At 27.3% G+C, this 17,457-nt stretch carries 17 protein-coding genes and 1 pseudogene; all 18 read left to right on the top strand.

Annotated features, from left to right (window positions below):
- Window positions 1-139 precede the first annotated feature (139 nt).
- The 18 genes and pseudogenes from AC0B4T_RS03410 (at window position 140) to rplD (ending at window position 17,455) form a co-directional block, all read left to right on the top strand.
- Complete coding sequence (locus AC0B4T_RS03410; RefSeq protein WP_465101275.1) at window positions 140-592, top strand: transcription antitermination factor NusB; 453 nt, start codon at window positions 140-142, stop codon at window positions 590-592.
- On the top strand, window positions 593-1,021 hold the full coding sequence (locus tag AC0B4T_RS03405) for a hypothetical protein (RefSeq protein ID WP_465103134.1): 429 nt from the start codon (window positions 593-595) through the stop codon (window positions 1,019-1,021). It abuts the gene before it with no gap.
- The gene (locus tag AC0B4T_RS03400) at window positions 1,021-2,178 is read left to right on the top strand and encodes an aminotransferase class V-fold PLP-dependent enzyme (protein ID WP_465103133.1); all 1,158 of its coding nucleotides are present in this window, start codon (window positions 1,021-1,023) and stop codon (window positions 2,176-2,178) included. The genes AC0B4T_RS03405 and AC0B4T_RS03400 overlap by 1 nt, the downstream gene beginning before the upstream one ends.
- Window positions 2,168-2,599, top strand: a complete 432-nt coding sequence (locus AC0B4T_RS03395; RefSeq protein WP_465103132.1) for an iron-sulfur cluster assembly scaffold protein — start codon at window positions 2,168-2,170, stop codon at window positions 2,597-2,599. Before AC0B4T_RS03400 ends, AC0B4T_RS03395 begins: the two co-directional genes overlap by 11 nt.
- A complete protein-coding gene (locus tag AC0B4T_RS03390) occupies window positions 2,583-3,824 on the top strand; it encodes a Y-family DNA polymerase (RefSeq protein ID WP_465103131.1) in 1,242 nt (413 codons plus the stop codon). The genes AC0B4T_RS03395 and AC0B4T_RS03390 overlap by 17 nt, the downstream gene beginning before the upstream one ends.
- An 8-nt stretch (window positions 3,825-3,832) precedes the next feature.
- Window positions 3,833-4,906, top strand: coding sequence for a nicotinate-nucleotide adenylyltransferase (locus AC0B4T_RS03385; protein ID WP_465103130.1), 1,074 nt, complete (start codon window positions 3,833-3,835; stop codon window positions 4,904-4,906).
- Window positions 4,906-5,649 carry a pseudouridine synthase gene (locus tag AC0B4T_RS03380; RefSeq protein ID WP_465103129.1) on the top strand — a complete coding sequence of 248 codons (744 nt, stop codon included), beginning with the start codon at window positions 4,906-4,908 and terminating at the stop codon, window positions 5,647-5,649. The genes AC0B4T_RS03385 and AC0B4T_RS03380 overlap by 1 nt, the downstream gene beginning before the upstream one ends.
- Entirely contained in the window at window positions 5,642-6,097 is a 456-nt protein-coding gene (locus AC0B4T_RS03375; RefSeq protein WP_465103128.1) for an MscL family protein, read from the top strand. The genes AC0B4T_RS03380 and AC0B4T_RS03375 overlap by 8 nt, the downstream gene beginning before the upstream one ends.
- 98 nt (window positions 6,098-6,195) lie before the next feature.
- The gene (locus AC0B4T_RS03370) at window positions 6,196-7,482 is read left to right on the top strand and encodes a glucose-6-phosphate isomerase (protein ID WP_465103127.1); all 1,287 of its coding nucleotides are present in this window, start codon (window positions 6,196-6,198) and stop codon (window positions 7,480-7,482) included.
- Between the two features lie 63 nt (window positions 7,483-7,545).
- Window positions 7,546-8,946, top strand: a complete 1,401-nt coding sequence (gene gltX, locus AC0B4T_RS03365) for a glutamate--tRNA ligase (protein WP_465103126.1) — start codon at window positions 7,546-7,548, stop codon at window positions 8,944-8,946.
- Window positions 8,946-9,326 (top strand): DUF1934 family protein, encoded by a 381-nt coding sequence (locus tag AC0B4T_RS03360; RefSeq protein WP_465103125.1) that lies wholly within the window; start codon window positions 8,946-8,948, stop codon window positions 9,324-9,326. Before gltX ends, AC0B4T_RS03360 begins: the two co-directional genes overlap by 1 nt.
- A gap of 115 nt (window positions 9,327-9,441) precedes the next feature.
- Window positions 9,442-11,946, top strand: a complete 2,505-nt coding sequence (locus tag AC0B4T_RS03355; protein ID WP_465103124.1) for a hypothetical protein — start codon at window positions 9,442-9,444, stop codon at window positions 11,944-11,946.
- 227 nt (window positions 11,947-12,173) lie between these two features.
- Window positions 12,174-13,832: a ribonuclease J gene (locus AC0B4T_RS03350; RefSeq protein WP_465103123.1), complete on the top strand. Its 1,659-nt coding sequence runs from the start codon at window positions 12,174-12,176 to the stop codon at window positions 13,830-13,832.
- 1 nt (window position 13,833) lies between these two features.
- Complete coding sequence (locus AC0B4T_RS03345; protein ID WP_465103122.1) at window positions 13,834-15,024, top strand: hypothetical protein; 1,191 nt, start codon at window positions 13,834-13,836, stop codon at window positions 15,022-15,024.
- Window position 15,025: 1 nt separating this feature from the next.
- Window positions 15,026-15,364 (top strand): thioredoxin family protein, encoded by a 339-nt coding sequence (locus AC0B4T_RS03340; protein WP_465101289.1) that lies wholly within the window; start codon window positions 15,026-15,028, stop codon window positions 15,362-15,364.
- A gap of 194 nt (window positions 15,365-15,558) precedes the next feature.
- Window positions 15,559-15,867 (top strand): 30S ribosomal protein S10, encoded by a 309-nt coding sequence (gene rpsJ, locus AC0B4T_RS03335; protein WP_465101290.1) that lies wholly within the window; start codon window positions 15,559-15,561, stop codon window positions 15,865-15,867.
- Window positions 15,868-15,887: 20 nt separating this feature from the next.
- A pseudogene (gene rplC, locus AC0B4T_RS03330) lies at window positions 15,888-16,547 on the top strand (50S ribosomal protein L3); the annotation flags it as partial.
- A gap of 131 nt (window positions 16,548-16,678) precedes the next feature.
- Entirely contained in the window at window positions 16,679-17,455 is a 777-nt protein-coding gene (gene rplD / locus AC0B4T_RS03325; RefSeq protein WP_465103121.1) for a 50S ribosomal protein L4, read from the top strand.
- Window positions 17,456-17,457: the final 2 nt, after the last annotated feature.

Genomic DNA, 17,457 nt, shown 5'->3' with positions numbered 1-17,457 from the left:
GTTCACTTTCCAAGGGATTTATATATGGACCTAAATAGTTGTCATTGGACAGCCTGGGCTTAGTGATACTACTTTTTTTACTAATATATAAAGTTTAATATATAATATATATTATATATTTATAATAACAGGAGGAATATTGAAACGTACGAAACAAAAAAGTATGCGAGAGCAAAGAATTGAAGTTATTTCAGAAATTTATACTTGCGAACTTTTAGAACAAAATATAGATGCAAAGTTAATTGCCCAAAATAACCAAAAATTAACATTGCAGCAAATTACTAAATTGCATGAAATTCAAGAAAGATACCACTTTATCATTGATGTTTATAAAAAGTTAATTAATTTAGAGTGAGAGTGAGATAGAATTAGCCCGTTAGTTAAAGCTATTTTAATTAGCGGAGCAAATGAGTTTTGAAGTTTAGATCCAAAGATTGTGATTAGTGAAGCTGTTATTATTACAAAGTTGTTTTTTAGTATGCCTGAAAAAAATGGCAAAGAATTGCTTGAAAATAGAATTTATAAATTTGTTAATGGTTTATTAGAAAATTTTTATAAATTCTTAATTAAACTTGAATCTGTTTCTAAATAAATGAATTTAATTCAGTTGATTTATTTTCAAAGATTAAAAAAACGACTTTGTAATATCATCCAAGCCTTTATTGATTTAAAAATCTTTAACTCAGCTGTAAAAAATGTAACGTTTGATTTGCATCCTAAGGTGCATTTTAAACTTAATGGTTTTATCAATCATCTTTATTCGCTTTTTGAGAAATATATTACCCAAAATATGGATAAAGAGATTTTACATAATTTTTTATGTTTTTATATTTACCACCAAGTTGGTAATAATAACTTATTATGAGGTAGAATTGAAACTGAAGTTGATTTATCATCCAAACGAAATTTAATTGAGTTTAACCACCAAAAACGTAATTTTTACTATGCTTTTTTAAATCAAATTAAAGAATTAGATAATTATAATACACAGCTTAGAATCATTTTAAGGAATACTTTATAATGAATCAAGATATTCGTGATCAATTTCCTATCTTGAAAGAGTTAACATATTTTGATAGCGCAGCACTAGTTTTAAAACCACTTTGTGCTATTAAAGCTTTAAATGAATTTTATCTTTCTAAGTCAATTTCTTCAAGAACTGCGGACACTCCACTTGGCTCATTTATTAACCAAAAGATTAACGATGTCAGGGAAAAAATTGCCAAATTAGTTGATGCTAAAAAAACTGAAGTGATTTTTACAAGCGGAACTACTGAATCAGTTAATTTGTTTGCAAGAATGTTTGGTCGGTTATTAAAACCTCATGACATAATATTATTAAGCGCATACAACCATTCCTCAAACATTATTCCATGAATTGAAATTGCAAAGGAAACTAAATCAAAGATAATCATGAGCATTGATTTAGTTTCTGACTTAAAAAAATATAATAATATAAAATTAGTTTCATATAGCCAAGAAACCAATAATTTTGCAAAAGATTTTGATTTAAACTTAATTTATAAATTAGCAAAATCCAAAGATGCTTATGTTTTAAATGATGCAGCACAAGCTATTAGTCATTATCAAGTTAGCATTAAATTTTGTGACATAATTGTTTTTAGTACTAATAAATTTTATGGTCCTACTGGTCTTGGTCTTTTAATAATTAAAGATGATTTATTAAGTCAATTATCACCTGCTAAATATGGTGGTGGGAGTGTGGTTGAGGTAAAAGATGATTTAGAATGAAAATTAAAAAAGCATATCAGTGCTTTTGAACCAGGTACTCCCGATTTAGCTGGTATATATATGTTTGATCAATCGCTTGAGTTTTTTAAGAGTATTGGTTATCAAAAAACTCAAGAAATATTACTTAATTTATCAATGTATTTACATGATAAATTAAGTAAGTTAAGTAATATTGAAATTTTTTCAAAACCTGGGGATTACATTTGTCTAATTAATGTTAAGGGGATAACCCCCCAAGATGTTGCTACTTATTTAGGATCTAAAAATATCTATACTATTTCTGGAATTTTTTGTGCACAATACTTACGTAATTTGCATAGTGAATATTCATATTTAAGAATTTCATTAGGCATTTATAATACATATGAGGATATTGATAAATTAGTTTATGAATTAGAACATGGAGGTGATTTTTATGCTTTTTAATCCAAATAAAGCACGCGAAATAATTATGGAACATTATAAGAATCCTTTATTCAAATCTAAAGTTAGTGAAGGGACAAATACCTATTATTCAAATACTTGTTCTGATAAATTAGAGCTTGAACTAACTTGGAATAATGATGTTTTAATAAATGCAAAATTTGATGGCCATGGCTGTGCTATTTTTATAGCCTCAACAGATATATTATTAAAAACATTAATAAATAAATCTAAAGAAAAAATAATCAATGTGATAAACTTATATGAAAAATTTTTAAATGATCCTTCAAAATATTCTAATGAAGAATTAAAACCTTTAGAATCTTTATGAGTGTTTTTTAATGTTAAAAAACACCTTAGCAGATTATCATGTAGTTTATTAACAGCCAATGCCATTAAGGAAGAATTTGAAAAAACGTTATAGTTATATTTTTCATGTCGATTTTGACAGTTTTTTCGTTAGTGCGATTAGAACCATTTATCCTGAATTAAATAATAAACCTGTTGCCATAGCAAAAAATGCAGTTCACGCTGTGGCTGAATCAATTAGTTATGAATTGCGTGTGCTTGGTTGTAAATCTGGACAAAAAATTTACGAAATCAAAAATATTGAACCAAAGACTGCGGTAGTTGCTTCCCGCTATGATTTATATAATACTCTTTCAAGTGCTATTTTTGAATATTTACGTAATAAATACTTAGCTAAATTACAAATCGCATCTATTGATGAATGCTATATTTATTTTGAGGAAGATACAATTGCTAATGATGAAACCGCACTAAAAATTGCCAAAGAAATTCAAAAGGATGTTTTAGAAAAATTTAAAATACCTGTTACCGTTGGAATTTCTTTTAATAAATTTTATGCAAAAATGACAACAAATATTTCCAAACCCTTTGGAGTTGGTTTGACAAATAAAGACAATTATCAAGAAAAATTCTTTGATTTAGATATTATTAAATTCCATGGAATTGGGGCAAAACTTGCAACTAAATTAAATAAAATTGGAATTTATAAAATTAAAGATTTTTATGATTTTGATTTATCTAATCCGCTTTTAAAATCAGTTTTAGGAACAACCACTTTTAAATATTACGATGCTTTAAATATTGATTTACAAGATGATGTATCAATAGAAGAAACGTTAAAAGGAATTGGTAATGAAGTAACTTTTGGAAATTCTACTAGAGACGAATTGATTATTTACAATGCATTAAACAAAATGATTCAAAAAGTTAGTAACCGATTAAATCTATATGAAAAAGTGGGTAATTTAATTACATTAGTTGTGCGGATGCCAACAAAAAACTGAGTGTCAAAAAATAAACAATTAGACTTTAATATTTTTAAATACCAAGATATAAAAAAACAAGCATATTTTCTTTATCAAAAATACTTTTTAGATAAAGAAATTCTTGGTATTGGGGTTCGTATTTCTGGTCTTAGTGAAAGTTATAATAACTATGAAAAAATTTCATTATTCTCTAATGATGTTAAAGATCTTTCACAAATTGATTTCATTATTTCAAAATTAAAACATAAGAGTAAAACAAATAAAATTTATACTTTATCTGATTATCAAAAGATTAAAAATCGTAAGAATCGCTATGGTGATAATCCACTTGGCAGTGTAATTTTTAAAAAATAGGAGTAAACATGAAAATAGGAATTTATGGTGGTTCTTTTGATCCAATTCACAAAGGTCATATTGAAATTGCAAAGTATGTTATCAATGAGCTTAATTTAGATAAATTATTAATTGTGCCAACTTACAATTCACCTTTTAAGCAAAAAACAATTTCATCAAATGACAAACTTAATATGATTAACTTAGTTTTAGAAGATAAAATGGAGCTATGTGATTTTGAGATAAAGCGTAATACGGTAAGTTATACAATTGATACTGTAAAATATTTAAAAAATAAATATAAAAATGACGAATTATATTTAATTATTGGGTCAGATAACTTACCTAAATTAGATAAATGAAAAGATATTGAGTTAATTAGCAAATTAACTCAAATAGTTTGTGTCAAACGTACTAAAAAAATTAATAAAATAAATCTTAAAAAATACGGTGGTATTTTACTTAATAATCCACTTTATGAATATTCATCAACTGATTACAAAAAAGGTTATTTAAATATAGTGGATACCAAAGTAGCTAAATATATCCAAAGCAAAGGCCTATATTTAGAAAAAATTATTCATAATTCATTAAGTGCATTACGTGCTAAACATAGTATTGCATGTGGAACCTTTGCAGCTGAACTTGCTAAATCTCATAAATACGATGCTAAAAAAGCTTATTTAGCGGGTTTAATGCACGATATTGCTAAAGAATGAAGTGAAAATGAATCTCGATATTTTTTAAATGAATATGCACCTGAATATGCAAAAGTTCCCAAACATTTCTTGCACCAACATTGCTCTGCAATGTGAGCAAAACATGGTTATTTACTTGAAGATTCTGGAATTATTGAGGCTATAAATTGTCATACAGAAATGAAAATAGACATGAATATCTTAGATAAAATTTTGTTTATCGCCGATAAAATTTGTGCTGGGCGTAAATTTGCTGGTATTCAAAAAGTGCGTGAATTATGCTTTAAGGATTTAGATAAAGGATTTGCAAAAGTAGTTAAGATTACTTATGAATGAAATTTATCTAAAGCAATTCAATTTAACGAAAAATCATTAAAAATTTATCATAAATATATGGAGAAATAATGGAAAAACAAAGAATACAAAAAATTCTCTCTTTATCTGGAGTTGCTTCACGCCGAGAAGCTGAATCACTTATTTTACAAAAACGAATTAAAGTTAATGGAATGGTTGCAAACCTTGGTGATAAAGCATCATTTAATGATGAAATATTTGTTGATAATAAACTAATTAATCACCCCGAAGAAAAAGTTTATTATGTTTTAAATAAACCACCTAAAACTATTTGCTCATTAAAAGATAATTTTAATCGAACTTTAGTTACTGATTTAATTGATACCCCATATAAAGTTTTTCCAGTTGGACGCTTAGATTATGATACAACCGGAGTTTTATTAATTACTAATGATGGAGAATTATCAAATAAATTATTACACCCCAAATATCAAATCTTTAGGGTGTATCGAGCGAGGTTGAATGAATCGTTAACAAAGCACGAATTAAAAGAATTAAATAAAGAAGTTTTTATTAATAAAAAATATAGTAAACAAGATGTGCTAGCAATTCCAGATACTCCTAAATCCTATTTAGTAGTATTATCAGTTGGGACATATCACCACGTTAAAGAATTATTTAAATTAGTTAATAAAACTGTGCTCAATTTAAAACGTATTGAATATGCAGGCATAACAGTTGACAAAATGCCCATAGGTACATATCGTAAATTAACCTTAAAAGAAATTAAAGATTTAAAAAATTTAGTAAGATCGCAAGAAGCAAAGTTACTTAAAAAGGAGCAACATGATTAAAAAACATTTAACAAAAAAAACCTTTAAAAATGCAATGGATTATATTAAAAAAGGAAATATTTTCTTTTTAGCTGTTGCTTTTTTATCTGGGGTAGTATTTAATGCAGTAGTATCATCTTTAGCTAATGATATTATTATGAGTGCTATTTCAGAATTAATTGGAAAAAAAGAATTAGAAAACTGAAAAATTGGAGGAATGTTCATTGGTAAGTTTTTAGGAACAGTAATTAACTTCATTATTGTTACGGGCTTATTATTTGTTATTTTATTTTTATATTTTTATATAAAAAATTACCGTTTGTCTAAAAAGCCAAAAGAACCTGTAAAACCAAAAGTACATGTTCCCACAGTTGAAGAACAAATTTTAGCAGAATTAAAAGAATTAAATTCTAAATTAAGCAAACAAAATTTACTACCGAATGATGATACAAATAATGAAATTAAATAATACTTAGTAATTTTGCTAAGTATTATTTTATATTTTATAAAGTGTTATAATTAAAGCATTATAAACAAACCATATAACAATTTTAATTAGAAGGAAACATGAGAAGATTAGTTTTAAATTTAGAAAACGCAATTTGTCAAAACAAGATTTTAAAATACCAAGATAAAGTAAGTGAAATTAATGCTGCAATGAATAATTTCACTTCGCTTGGTTCAGATTTTTTAGGTTGAAAAGATTTACCTGAAAATATTAATTTAGCTGAAGTTAATGATATGAAACAAGCAGCTAAAAAGTTACATGAACAAGAAATTGAATTATTAGTAGTAATTGGAATTGGTGGTTCATACCTTGGTGCCAAAGCTGCTTTAGATTTTATCCAAGGTTTATACCCTGGAAAAGAGCGCAAAATGGAAGTTATCTTTGCGGGGACTTCGATTAGTTCTAGTTCCTTGGATCAACTCTTAAAATATGCGGCTGGTAAGAAATTTGCAATTAATGTTATTTCAAAATCAGGAACTACAACTGAACCAGCTATTGCGTTTAGATTCTTTAAAAATTTATTAGAAGAAAAAGTTGGAACACAAAAAGCATCAGAATTAATTTTTGCGACAACTGATTTTAAAAAAGGAACGTTGTTTGAATTAGCAACACAAAAGAATTATCAAAAATTTGTAATTTTAGATTCAATTGGTGGGCGCTTTAGTGTGCTTTCACCGGTAGGATTATTCCCACTGGCATGTGCTGGAATAAATATTGATGAATTATTAGCTGGCGCTAAAGAAGCAAACTTAGTTTACAAAGAAGATTCATTGGAAACAAATGATGCATATAAATATGCCGTTGCTCGTTATCTTTTAGGTAAAGAGTTCCAAGCCGAAATGCTTGTGTCATATGAACCAAATTTTGCATACTTTAATGAATGATGAAAACAATTATTTGGCGAAAGTGAAGGGAAGCAAGGTAAAGGATTATTACCTACTTCAGCAGTTTTTTCAACAGATTTACATTCACTTGGGCAATTTATTCAAGAAGGTTCAAAAGTTTTATTTGAAACAATTGTTACATTACAAAAACCAGAATATGATTTAATAATTCCACATGATCAAGAAAATTTAGATAAATTGAATTATCTTGAAGGAAAAACAGTTCATTTTGTTAATAATGCAGCCTTTCAAGCGACTATGGATGCACACGTGCAAGTTGGAAATGTGCCAAATATTCATATTTTATTAGAAAATTCTGCCGAACGTAGTTTTGGTTGATTGGTAATGTTCTTTGAAAGAGCTTGTGCAATTTCAGCTTATTTATTAGGAGTTAATCCTTTTGATCAACCTGGTGTTGAAGTTTACAAAGCAAATATGTTTAAGATTTTAGGTAAAAAATAATTAATAATAAACTCCAGTTTGATATGGAGTTTATTATTAAACTTAGTATAATAGGAGCTAATTATGAAAAGAGTTAGAACAAGATATGCACCAAGCCCTACAGGTTATTTACATATAGGAGGAGCAAGAACTGCATTATTTGCTTATTTATTTGCAAAACATTATAATGGTGATTTTATCTTTAGGTTAGAAGATACTGATATTAAGCGTAATGTTGAAGGTGGCGAAAAATCACAAATTAATAATCTTGCCTGGCTTGGAATTATTCCTGATGAATCACCCCTTGTTCCTAATCCAAAATATGGACCATATCGCCAAAGTGAAAAACTAGATCGGTATAAAGAAATATCAAGCCTTTTGTTAGCAAAAGGTTATGCTTATAAAGCATATGATACAAGTGAAGAATTACAAGCTCAAAAAGATGAAAGTTCTGCTAAAGGAATTCCAAGTTTTAGATATAACCGAAATTGGTTAAAAATTTCTGAAGCTGAAAAAGAAGCAAGGGATGCAAAAGGAGAATATTCAATTAGGTTTAAAATGCCTGAAAATGTTGAGTATGTTTGAAATGATATTGTGCGTGGTGAAATTTCATTTAATTCATCAGATATTGGTGATTGAGTCATTATGAAATCTGATGGGTACCCAACATATAATTTTGCAGTAGTTGTTGACGATTATGATATGGAAATTACCCATATTTTAAGAGGTGAAGAACATATTGGCAATACACCAAAACAAATAGCAATTTATAATGCTCTTGGGTGAGAAGTGCCACAATTTGGACATTTAACAATTATAACTAATATGGAAGGTAAAAAACTTTCAAAACGGGATACATCTCTAAAACAATTTATAGAAGATTATAAAAATGAAGGTTATGTACCTGAAGCTATCTTTAACTTTTTAACCTTGTTAGGATGAACTTCTAGTGATAGTCAAGAACTTCTTAGCAAAGGGCAAATTATATCCAAATTTGATGAAACAAGGTTAAGCAAAAGCCCTAGCAAATTTGATATTAATAAAATGATTTGATTTTCAAAACAATATTTTAAAAATCAATGTAATTATGAATTATGATCAAACTTAAAATTAGGTGATATTAAAAAAAGTCAAGCTTGAATTGAGTTATTTTTAGAGACATATAAATCAAGCTGTGCTACTTTAAATGAATTAAAAGATAATTTAAATATTTTATTACAAAATAAGATTACAAAATTTGAATTTGATCAAAATGAATTAAAAGTAGTTATGAAATTTAAAAACTTGTTATTAAATAAAGAATTTACAATTGAAAATATCCAAAGTTGTATTAATCAAACATCTGAGCTATTAGGCATTAAAGGTAAAAAATTATTTATGCCTCTTCGCATGGCAACTACTTCTAGGGAACATGGTCCTGAACTTGCTAAAGCTATTTATCTATTTGGACAACAAACAGTAACTAAGTCACTAAACCAATACTAATGAAAATACATTTTAAATCATTAATTAATCAAAATGATGAATTAAAAACAATTGAATTTACTGTACCAGTAGAAACTTACCATAATGATGCTTTTAAAGTATTTGTCTTTGATGAACCAAACACAAATACCAAAAGCATGATTGAAATTTCAGAGGATCTAATCAACATTCATACCAGTAATTCATCAATTTATTTAAAATATCAGCAAGAATTTGAATTTAATTATGTTGTTAACGATAAAGGTAAAGAATTTATGCTTCCATGTATAACAGCGTGAACTTTTAAAGATTTCCATGAAAACACTTATATCTTTCAATATACTTTAAAGACTAAAAACACCCACATTGGTGAATTTAAAATAACCTTAAATTTAGAATAAAAACGTAAATTTCTTTAAATATTTACGTTTTTTTTTTTTTTGGTTTGGAGTATAATTTTTTTGCATCAAAATAAAACTTATTTTAATGCAAATTTAAATACACAAAGGAATATTTATGAAAACGAAATTACTTTTAATAACTGTTGGTTCGATATTTGCAACTAGTACAGTTATTGCTGGAGTTACGTTAGGTATTTTAAATAAACCTACTAAAGATACTCCAGAGCAACAAAGAGAAAAAGAAAGAATTGTTTCATTAACTAATGAATATGACTCTTTATTGAGTACAGCAAATGAGAAATTAGGTTCTCAAAACTCAGAAATTCAAGTTATTAAAAATGAATTACCAGAAAATCCAAATGCAATTGATTTACAAACAGCTATAAATAAAATCAATAACCTAATTCTCGCTAAAGCTCAAGAGGAATATAATATTGCTAAGACATCTTATGATAAAGCATTTGAAAATGCTATAAATGTTTTAGGTGAAAATAATTATGAATTTCAAACTATTAAAAATCTGCTTCCTACCAATCCAACATCAGCTGAGTTAGCAAATGCTACTCAAAAGATTAATAGAATTGTTAATGCAAAATCAGAATATGACAAAATTTTAAAACAAGCACTTGAAGTTTTAGATGAAGTTGATAAGAAAAAAGTTAATGAAATTAAAGATGGTTTACCTGAAAATCCAACCTCAAATGATTGAATTCAGGCTGAGGGTAAAATTAAAAATATTTTATTAAATTCTGAATATAATAAATTAGTTAAGCAAGCTAGTGAAAATACCAATTTAATCCAAGAAGATAAAACCAAAATTGAAGAAATTAAAGCACAAGTTCCAACAACTAATCCAAGTTCATCAGAATTACAAAATGCAATTAATAAACTTAAAGATATTTTAGTAAAAGATGATTATAATAAACAAAAACAAAAAGCACAAGATTATTATGGTTTAAATCATCCTGAACTTAAATCAATTATCGATTCATTACCTACAAATCCCACAACTGCTGATTTTGAATCAGTATTAGACAAAATTAAGGCTTTAGTTAATATAAAAGAAGATTATAATAAATCTCTAAATGATTCTGAAACTTTAGATGAAGAAGATAAAGCTAAAGTTGTGCAAATTAAAAATCTGCTTCCTACCAATCCAACATCAGCTGAGTTAGCAAATGCTACTCAAAAGATTAATGTAATTGTTAATGCAAAATCAGAATATGACAAAATTTTAAAACAAGCACTTGAAGTTTTAGATGAAGCTGATACGCAAAAAGTTAATGAAATTAAAGATGGTTTACCTGAAAATCCAACCTCAAATGATTGAATTCAGGCTGAGGGCAAAATCAAAAACATTTTATTAAATTCTGAATATAATAAATTAGTTAAGCAAGCTAGTGAAAATACCAATTTAATCCAAGAAGATAAAACCAAAATTGAAGAAATTAAAGCACAAGTTCCAACAACTAATCCAAGTTCATCAGAATTACAAAATGCAATTAATAAACTTAAAGATATTTTAGTAAAAGATGATTATAATAAACAAAAACAAAAAGCACAAGATTATTATGGTTTAAATCATCCTGAGCTTAAATCAATTATCGATTCATTACCTACTAATCCCACAACTGCTGATTTTGAATCAGTATTAGACAAAATTAAGGCTTTAGTTAATATAAAAGAAGATTATAATAAATCCCTAAATGATTCTGAAACCTTAGATGAAGAAGATAAAGCTAAAGTTGTGCAAATTAAAAATCTGCTTCCTACCAATCCAACATCAGCTGAGTTAGCAAATGCTACTCAAAAGATTAATAGAATTATTCTTGATTCTAATTACAATAAGACTTTAGAAGAAGCAAAAGCTACTTATGGTGAAAATAATGCACAAATTAAAACAATTACTGCTAAAATTTCAGATAATTCTTCTAGTTCTGAAGTAATTCAAGCAATTAATGAACTAAAAGAATTATTAAAGAAAAAAGAAACAGAGCTAAATTCTGAATTTAGCAGAATTGCTAAAATAGTTGATGACAATTTTGCTAATAATACAGAATTAGCACAATTAAAATCTGAATTAAGTGAAAATGCTAATTTAGCTAAGTTACAGGAAGTTAACAAAAAACTAAAAGAACTTTGGGATAAACTAAGACTTGAAGAAGGTAAGAAAGAAGAAAATAAACTAAATATTGCTGGTAATGATAATAAATTAGAACTATTTGTGCAACCAGGGGGCAGTGGTAGAGATTTTAATATTGTATTTAGTGGTCAAAACTTTATGAGCCGCTTTCATAATAGACCTGATGCTAACATAAGAGTTATGAATACAAAAGACAATATTACTTATTTCACTTTAAATTTTAATAGACACAATTCTAATTTTATAAATAATGATACTAAAATAAACTTTTCAACTGACCTTAATGGACCAAATAAACGTAATTACAACCGTGATTTTTATATAGATAAAGTGATTATACAAACAAATAAAGAAACTATAGAACTTCCATTAGAAGGTAAAGTACTTAAATTTAATGCTTCAAAAGAAACACAAACAGTTAATTTACGTACTATACAGGAAATTGAAGAAAGTGAAAAACAAAAGCAAACAACTTAAAATTAATTTTCAAAATAACGAGGTTGCACTCGTTATTTTTCGTTAAATAAAATTACTAATACTTGATTTATGTTTCAATATAAAAACTATTTAAATATTCATCAGTTTACTCAAAGGTTTTGTTGCATGAATTATTGAACATATGTTATAATAAAAAATAATAAATATTTACATTTATTTAGACATTTAATTTAAATTATTTAATAATAATAAAAAAAGGAGCAAACATGGAGAATGTGAGAATCTTTGCCCTTGGGGGGCAAGATGAAAATGGTAAAAACAGCTATGTTTTTGCTTATAATGAAGATTTATATTTAGTTAATAGTGGTGTGAAAATACCTGTTAATGCAGAGAATGGTATTGATACAATTATCCCTAATTTTGAATATTTAGAAAAAAACAAAAAATATATCAAAGGTGTTTTTATCACTGATGTTAGAAATGAAAGTTTTTCGGCACTTCCTTGATTATTAATGAAAGTGCCAGGTTTAAAAATTTATACTTCAGAATTTAGTAAAGATATTATTATTGATCGCCTTGAAAAATACAATATCAAACCAAGTAGTTATAAAATTATTATAATCACTAAAAAAACTAAAATAGGTAGAATTTATGTACAGCCAATTGCATTATCTGGAAGTGTGCCAGGCAACCTTGGTTTTAGTTTTATCACAAAAACTGGAGATTATGTCTTTATGTTTAATTATTTAGAAGGAGATTTAGGTCTTTTTGGTAAATCATGATTTTTACATTTACCAAAACTATTTTCAGGTCGTAAAGTGAGGGCATTAGTATCAGATGCTGGTAAAACAAATTATGCTGGTAAAGCATATGAGCGTTTTAGTTTACCTGAAAGTATTACAAATACTTTCAGAAGAGCTCGCAAAGACCAAAGAATTATTTTTGGAGCTTTTAGTGAGGATATGGTTAGTTTACATAATATTTTAAACCTAGCTTTAAAATATAAAAGGCCTGTTGCTGTATATGGTAAAAATTATTGGACATTACTTGAAACAATGCAAAGGCTAACTGTCAATCAACAAGATGCTATGAAATTACCAACAATTATTGATTATCGTGAGATTGAAAAATACAACAATGTGGTAATTTTAGTAACTGGTTCACCAGAAAGGTTATATAACAGACTTTTAAAAACTGTTGCTGGCGAGGATTTATATTTAAGTTTCAAAAAAAATGATCATTTTATTATGAATACTCCAATGGTCAATGGTTTAGAATCAAAGGTTAGTTATATTCTTGATGAAATAGCCAGAATTACACCACACGTAATTGAAATTCCTGATCAAAATTATTTTTATTGTCGTCCATTTCGCGAAGACATTGTTAGTTTAGTAAAATATTTACAACCTGATTATTTTTTGCCATCCCAAGGTCTATTTAGATATTTAACTGATTGTGCTGATGTAGTTGATGGTATTGAAAATAGCAAAACTAAATCAATTGTACTTTTAAATGGAAAAGTATTACATTTTCAAGGCGGGATTAAATTTTCGCAAAATGCAAAAATTAAAGAAGTAAAAGACGTTATTGTTGATGGATTTGGAGTTGGTGATATCTCCTCTGAAGTTATCGCTGAGCGAGAAGTATTAGGACGAGAAGGAGTGATTATTATTAATGCTCAATATAATCCTAAAACTCGACAAATTGTCAGCTATTTAAATATAAAAAGCATTGGTGTAATTGATGAAAATAAAGTGAATTGGTTAAATGATTTAATTAAGCAGGTTTTTATTGATTTACTATCTAATCGGGTTTACACCTCAATGTACGAAGTAAATGAGAAAATTCGTAAAACGATTCGTAAGAAAATTTTTAAATTAACTGATAAAGATCCGCTTGTTGCCTTAACACTAGTTCCGGTATAAAATGAAATTAAGCAAATTTTATAAATTATTAAAGATAAGTTTTGTTGAGAAAGAACTAAACTTTACACGAAAAGCTCCTAAAAAAGAACTTTTATACCTGTTTTTAAGTTTATTGTTATGAACTTTTAGTTTTTTATGCTCAATTTCTTTTGTGTTTTTATCACCAAGTTATGAATTTAAAGTTTTTTATATTTTTAGTTACGGACTATTGTTTGGTGGTTCTATATGGTTTGTTTTAATTTTATGGCTTATAATTTTGTTTGTAAAACTATTTAATAAACGACTTGAAAATAAATGTTTTGCTTGGTTAAATAAACGTTTTAAAGTTTCATGGTGAAATTTTAAAAAACAATTATTTAAACTTATCTTTGTAAGTTTTGTTTTAATTTTGTTAATTTATCATTTGGTTTTACATTTTGTTAATGTAAATCTTAAAGAATTTGATTTTAATTATGATAAGTTTCAAAATATTTATTTATACGGATGATGGGATAAATTTTATAATGTGGGGTTTATTAATTCAAATTCAACAATTATTGAAAATTTAACTAATCATTATTTAATAAGTAATAATATTGGGTTTTTATTTGATTCAATTTTGAACTTACTATATGTAATTTCATTTTCGTATATTTTAGCTTTAGTTTGTATTATTTTGATTACTCTATATTTAATCAAGCTCTTATTTTTTCCAATTTTACGAATTAAAACAAAAAATAAAGTTATTTTTGCTTTTAATTTATCATTATTAAATGAAAGAATAATGTTAACAAATTCTAAAAAGTTTTATACTTATTCAAAACAAACCAAAATGTTTTATGAGTTTTTAATTTTCTTAGAATCCAAAATCATTAATTTTAGATTAAAGGATGGTAAACTAAAAACACTTTTAAAGGAATTAGATTCTCATCCATTACAAGACTATTTAAAAGAGTTTTTAGATAATGAAAATACTGAAAACTTAGAACTTATACAAATACAAACAAATAACAATGTACATGATGAATTAAGTTTAGAACTTGATTTATCTGATTCAATTTTTCAAACTAATCCATTTGAAAAAGGTGAAATTTTAGAAGAAAAAACACCAAAAATTAATGTTATTGAAAATTCTGAAAGTAGTATAATTAAACCAAAGCAAGGTGAAATTCATTGATTAGATGAAATATCACCAATTAACAAAGGAGAATAAGATGTTTAAGAAAATGCTTTGAAAAGATGCTGAAAATTACATTAATAATACAGCAAAACATGATTTAACTTTCCTTACATTTACTGCTGAATGATGTGGTGATTGTAAAATGATGAAAAGAACCTTTGACAATTTAGCTGAAAAATTTAGTGATCGCAGTGAAATTACCTTTATTAATGTTGATGCTGAAGAAGCTCAATTATTAAGAGATCCAACCACCAAATGAAGAGTTTTAAAGGTTCCAACTATGATTCTATTAAAAGGACAAGAAATCATTGAAAAAGGCTTTGAATATGTTCCAGAACAAGTCTTAACGTACTGAATTGAGAAGCAATTCTAGGCCCCGATACACCAAAAACAGTTATCAAAAAATAAAATAGGAAAAAAATTTATTTTTTCTTTTTTTTTATTATAATAGATAGGCAACTATAACAGTGAACTATAAGGTTGTTAACATAACATAAGTTGTTGAGGTTGTGTTAAGTTTTTATAGGGAGTTATGTTCATTAACATATAGAACGGAGGAAACAACACATGAGCAAATTAAATATTAAAATCAAAGGATTTGACCACGTTACTGTAGACCAAGCTGCTAAAAAAGTTTACTTAGCTGCTAAAGAAGAAGGTGCTAAAGTTAGCGGGCCAATTCCATTGCCTACAAAATACCAAGAAATCACAATTTTAAGATCAGTGCACGTTAATAAAAAATCACGTGAACAATTTGAAAGCAGAACACACCAAAGATTAATTGTTATTAGCGATGCTAATGCTAAAACAGTTGATAAACTTCAAAGATTAGAATTGCCTGTTGGTGTAGGAATTCATGTTAAAGAAACAAAATAAACAAAAATAAGGAGAATTAAATGAAAGGAATCTTAGGACGTAAGATTGGTATGACTCAAATCTTCAGTGAACAAGGAACTAGAATACCTGTTACTGTGATAGAAGTACAACCAAATGTTGTATCTAAAGTGTTAACAAATGACAAAAATGGTTATGTTGCAACTCAATTAGCATCATTTGATAAAAAAGACAGCAGATCAAATAAACCTGAAAAAGGTCATTTTTCAAAAGCAAATACAACACCTAAGCGCTACGTAAAAGAAGTTCGTGAAATGTCAGGATACGAACTTGGACAATTAATAAAAGCTGATATTTTTGCAGCTGGTGAATTAGTAGACGTGACAGGTGTTTCAAAAGGAAAGGGCTTTGCTGGAACAATTAAAAGACATAATCAACACATTGGACCTAAATCACACGGTGGTGGTGGTGGTTCACAACCAGTAAGACAAACAGGATCTCTTGGAGATATATCTGGAAACAGAGTTTTCAAGGGCATGACAATGCCTGGACACCTTGGACATGTTAAAACCACAGTTCAAAACTTAGAAGTAATTAAAGTAGATGTTGAAAACAATTTACTTTTAATTAAAGGTTCAATCCCTGGACCAAAAAAATCATTTGTAGTAGTAAAACAAGCTGTTAAAGGATTGCCAAACCGTGAACAAGTTAAACTTGTTGATGTTGCCGAAGTTGTTAAAATGAATGAATTAGTTGAACAAGCTAAAAAGTTTGGTATTGAAGTTAAAGTTGGAATGCATTCAGATGAACTTGAAGCATTAATTAAAGAAGCGGCTGAAAAAGGAGACAAATAATGGCTGAAACTAAAAAAACGCAAACCAAACCAAAAACAAGTGCAAAACCTGCAGTTAAAAAACCAGCTGTTAAAACTTCAACAGCTAAAACAGTTAAACCTGCTGCAAAACCAGTTGTTAAAAATGAATCTCCAAAACCAAAAACAACTAAAGTTTCAATTCAAAAAGACCTTAATGTTAAAAAAGTTGAATTTTCGGCTAAATTACCATTAAACTTATTTGGAAGTGAAAAAATTTATGAACAAGCGATTTTCGATTCTATTTTATCTGAAAGAGCTTCAAGAAGACAAGGTACTCATCAAGTTAAAAACCGTGCTGAAGTATCTGGTAGTGGTAAAAAACCATGAAGACAAAAAGGAACTGGCCGTGCTCGTCACAGCTCAAGACGTTCACCAATTTGAGTTGGTGGAGGGAGAGCCTTTGGTCCTCAAGCAAACAAAAATTACTCATTGAAAGTTAATAAGAAAGTTAAATATGCAGCATTTGTATCTGCTTTAACATTATTAGCTCAAGATAAAGCTGTATTGGTAGATGATTTAGCATTAGAAAGAATTAAAACACAAGATTTAGTTAAAAAGTTAGAAGGTTTTAAAGTAAATCACCTAAAACACATTTTAGTAGTTAATGAAAATAGACTTGTTTACAAATCAGCACAAAACTTACAAAATGTTAATGTTGTTAAGGCTAACTCAATAACAGTTGAAAACTTAATTGGTGCAGATATTATGATTGTTTCAAACGAAAGTTTAGAAATCTTAAAACAAAGAGGTAGATAATT

It is taken from the genome of Mycoplasma sp. 10961, from assembly GCF_055523525.1.
This window is presented reverse-complemented; position numbering and strand designations above follow the sequence as displayed.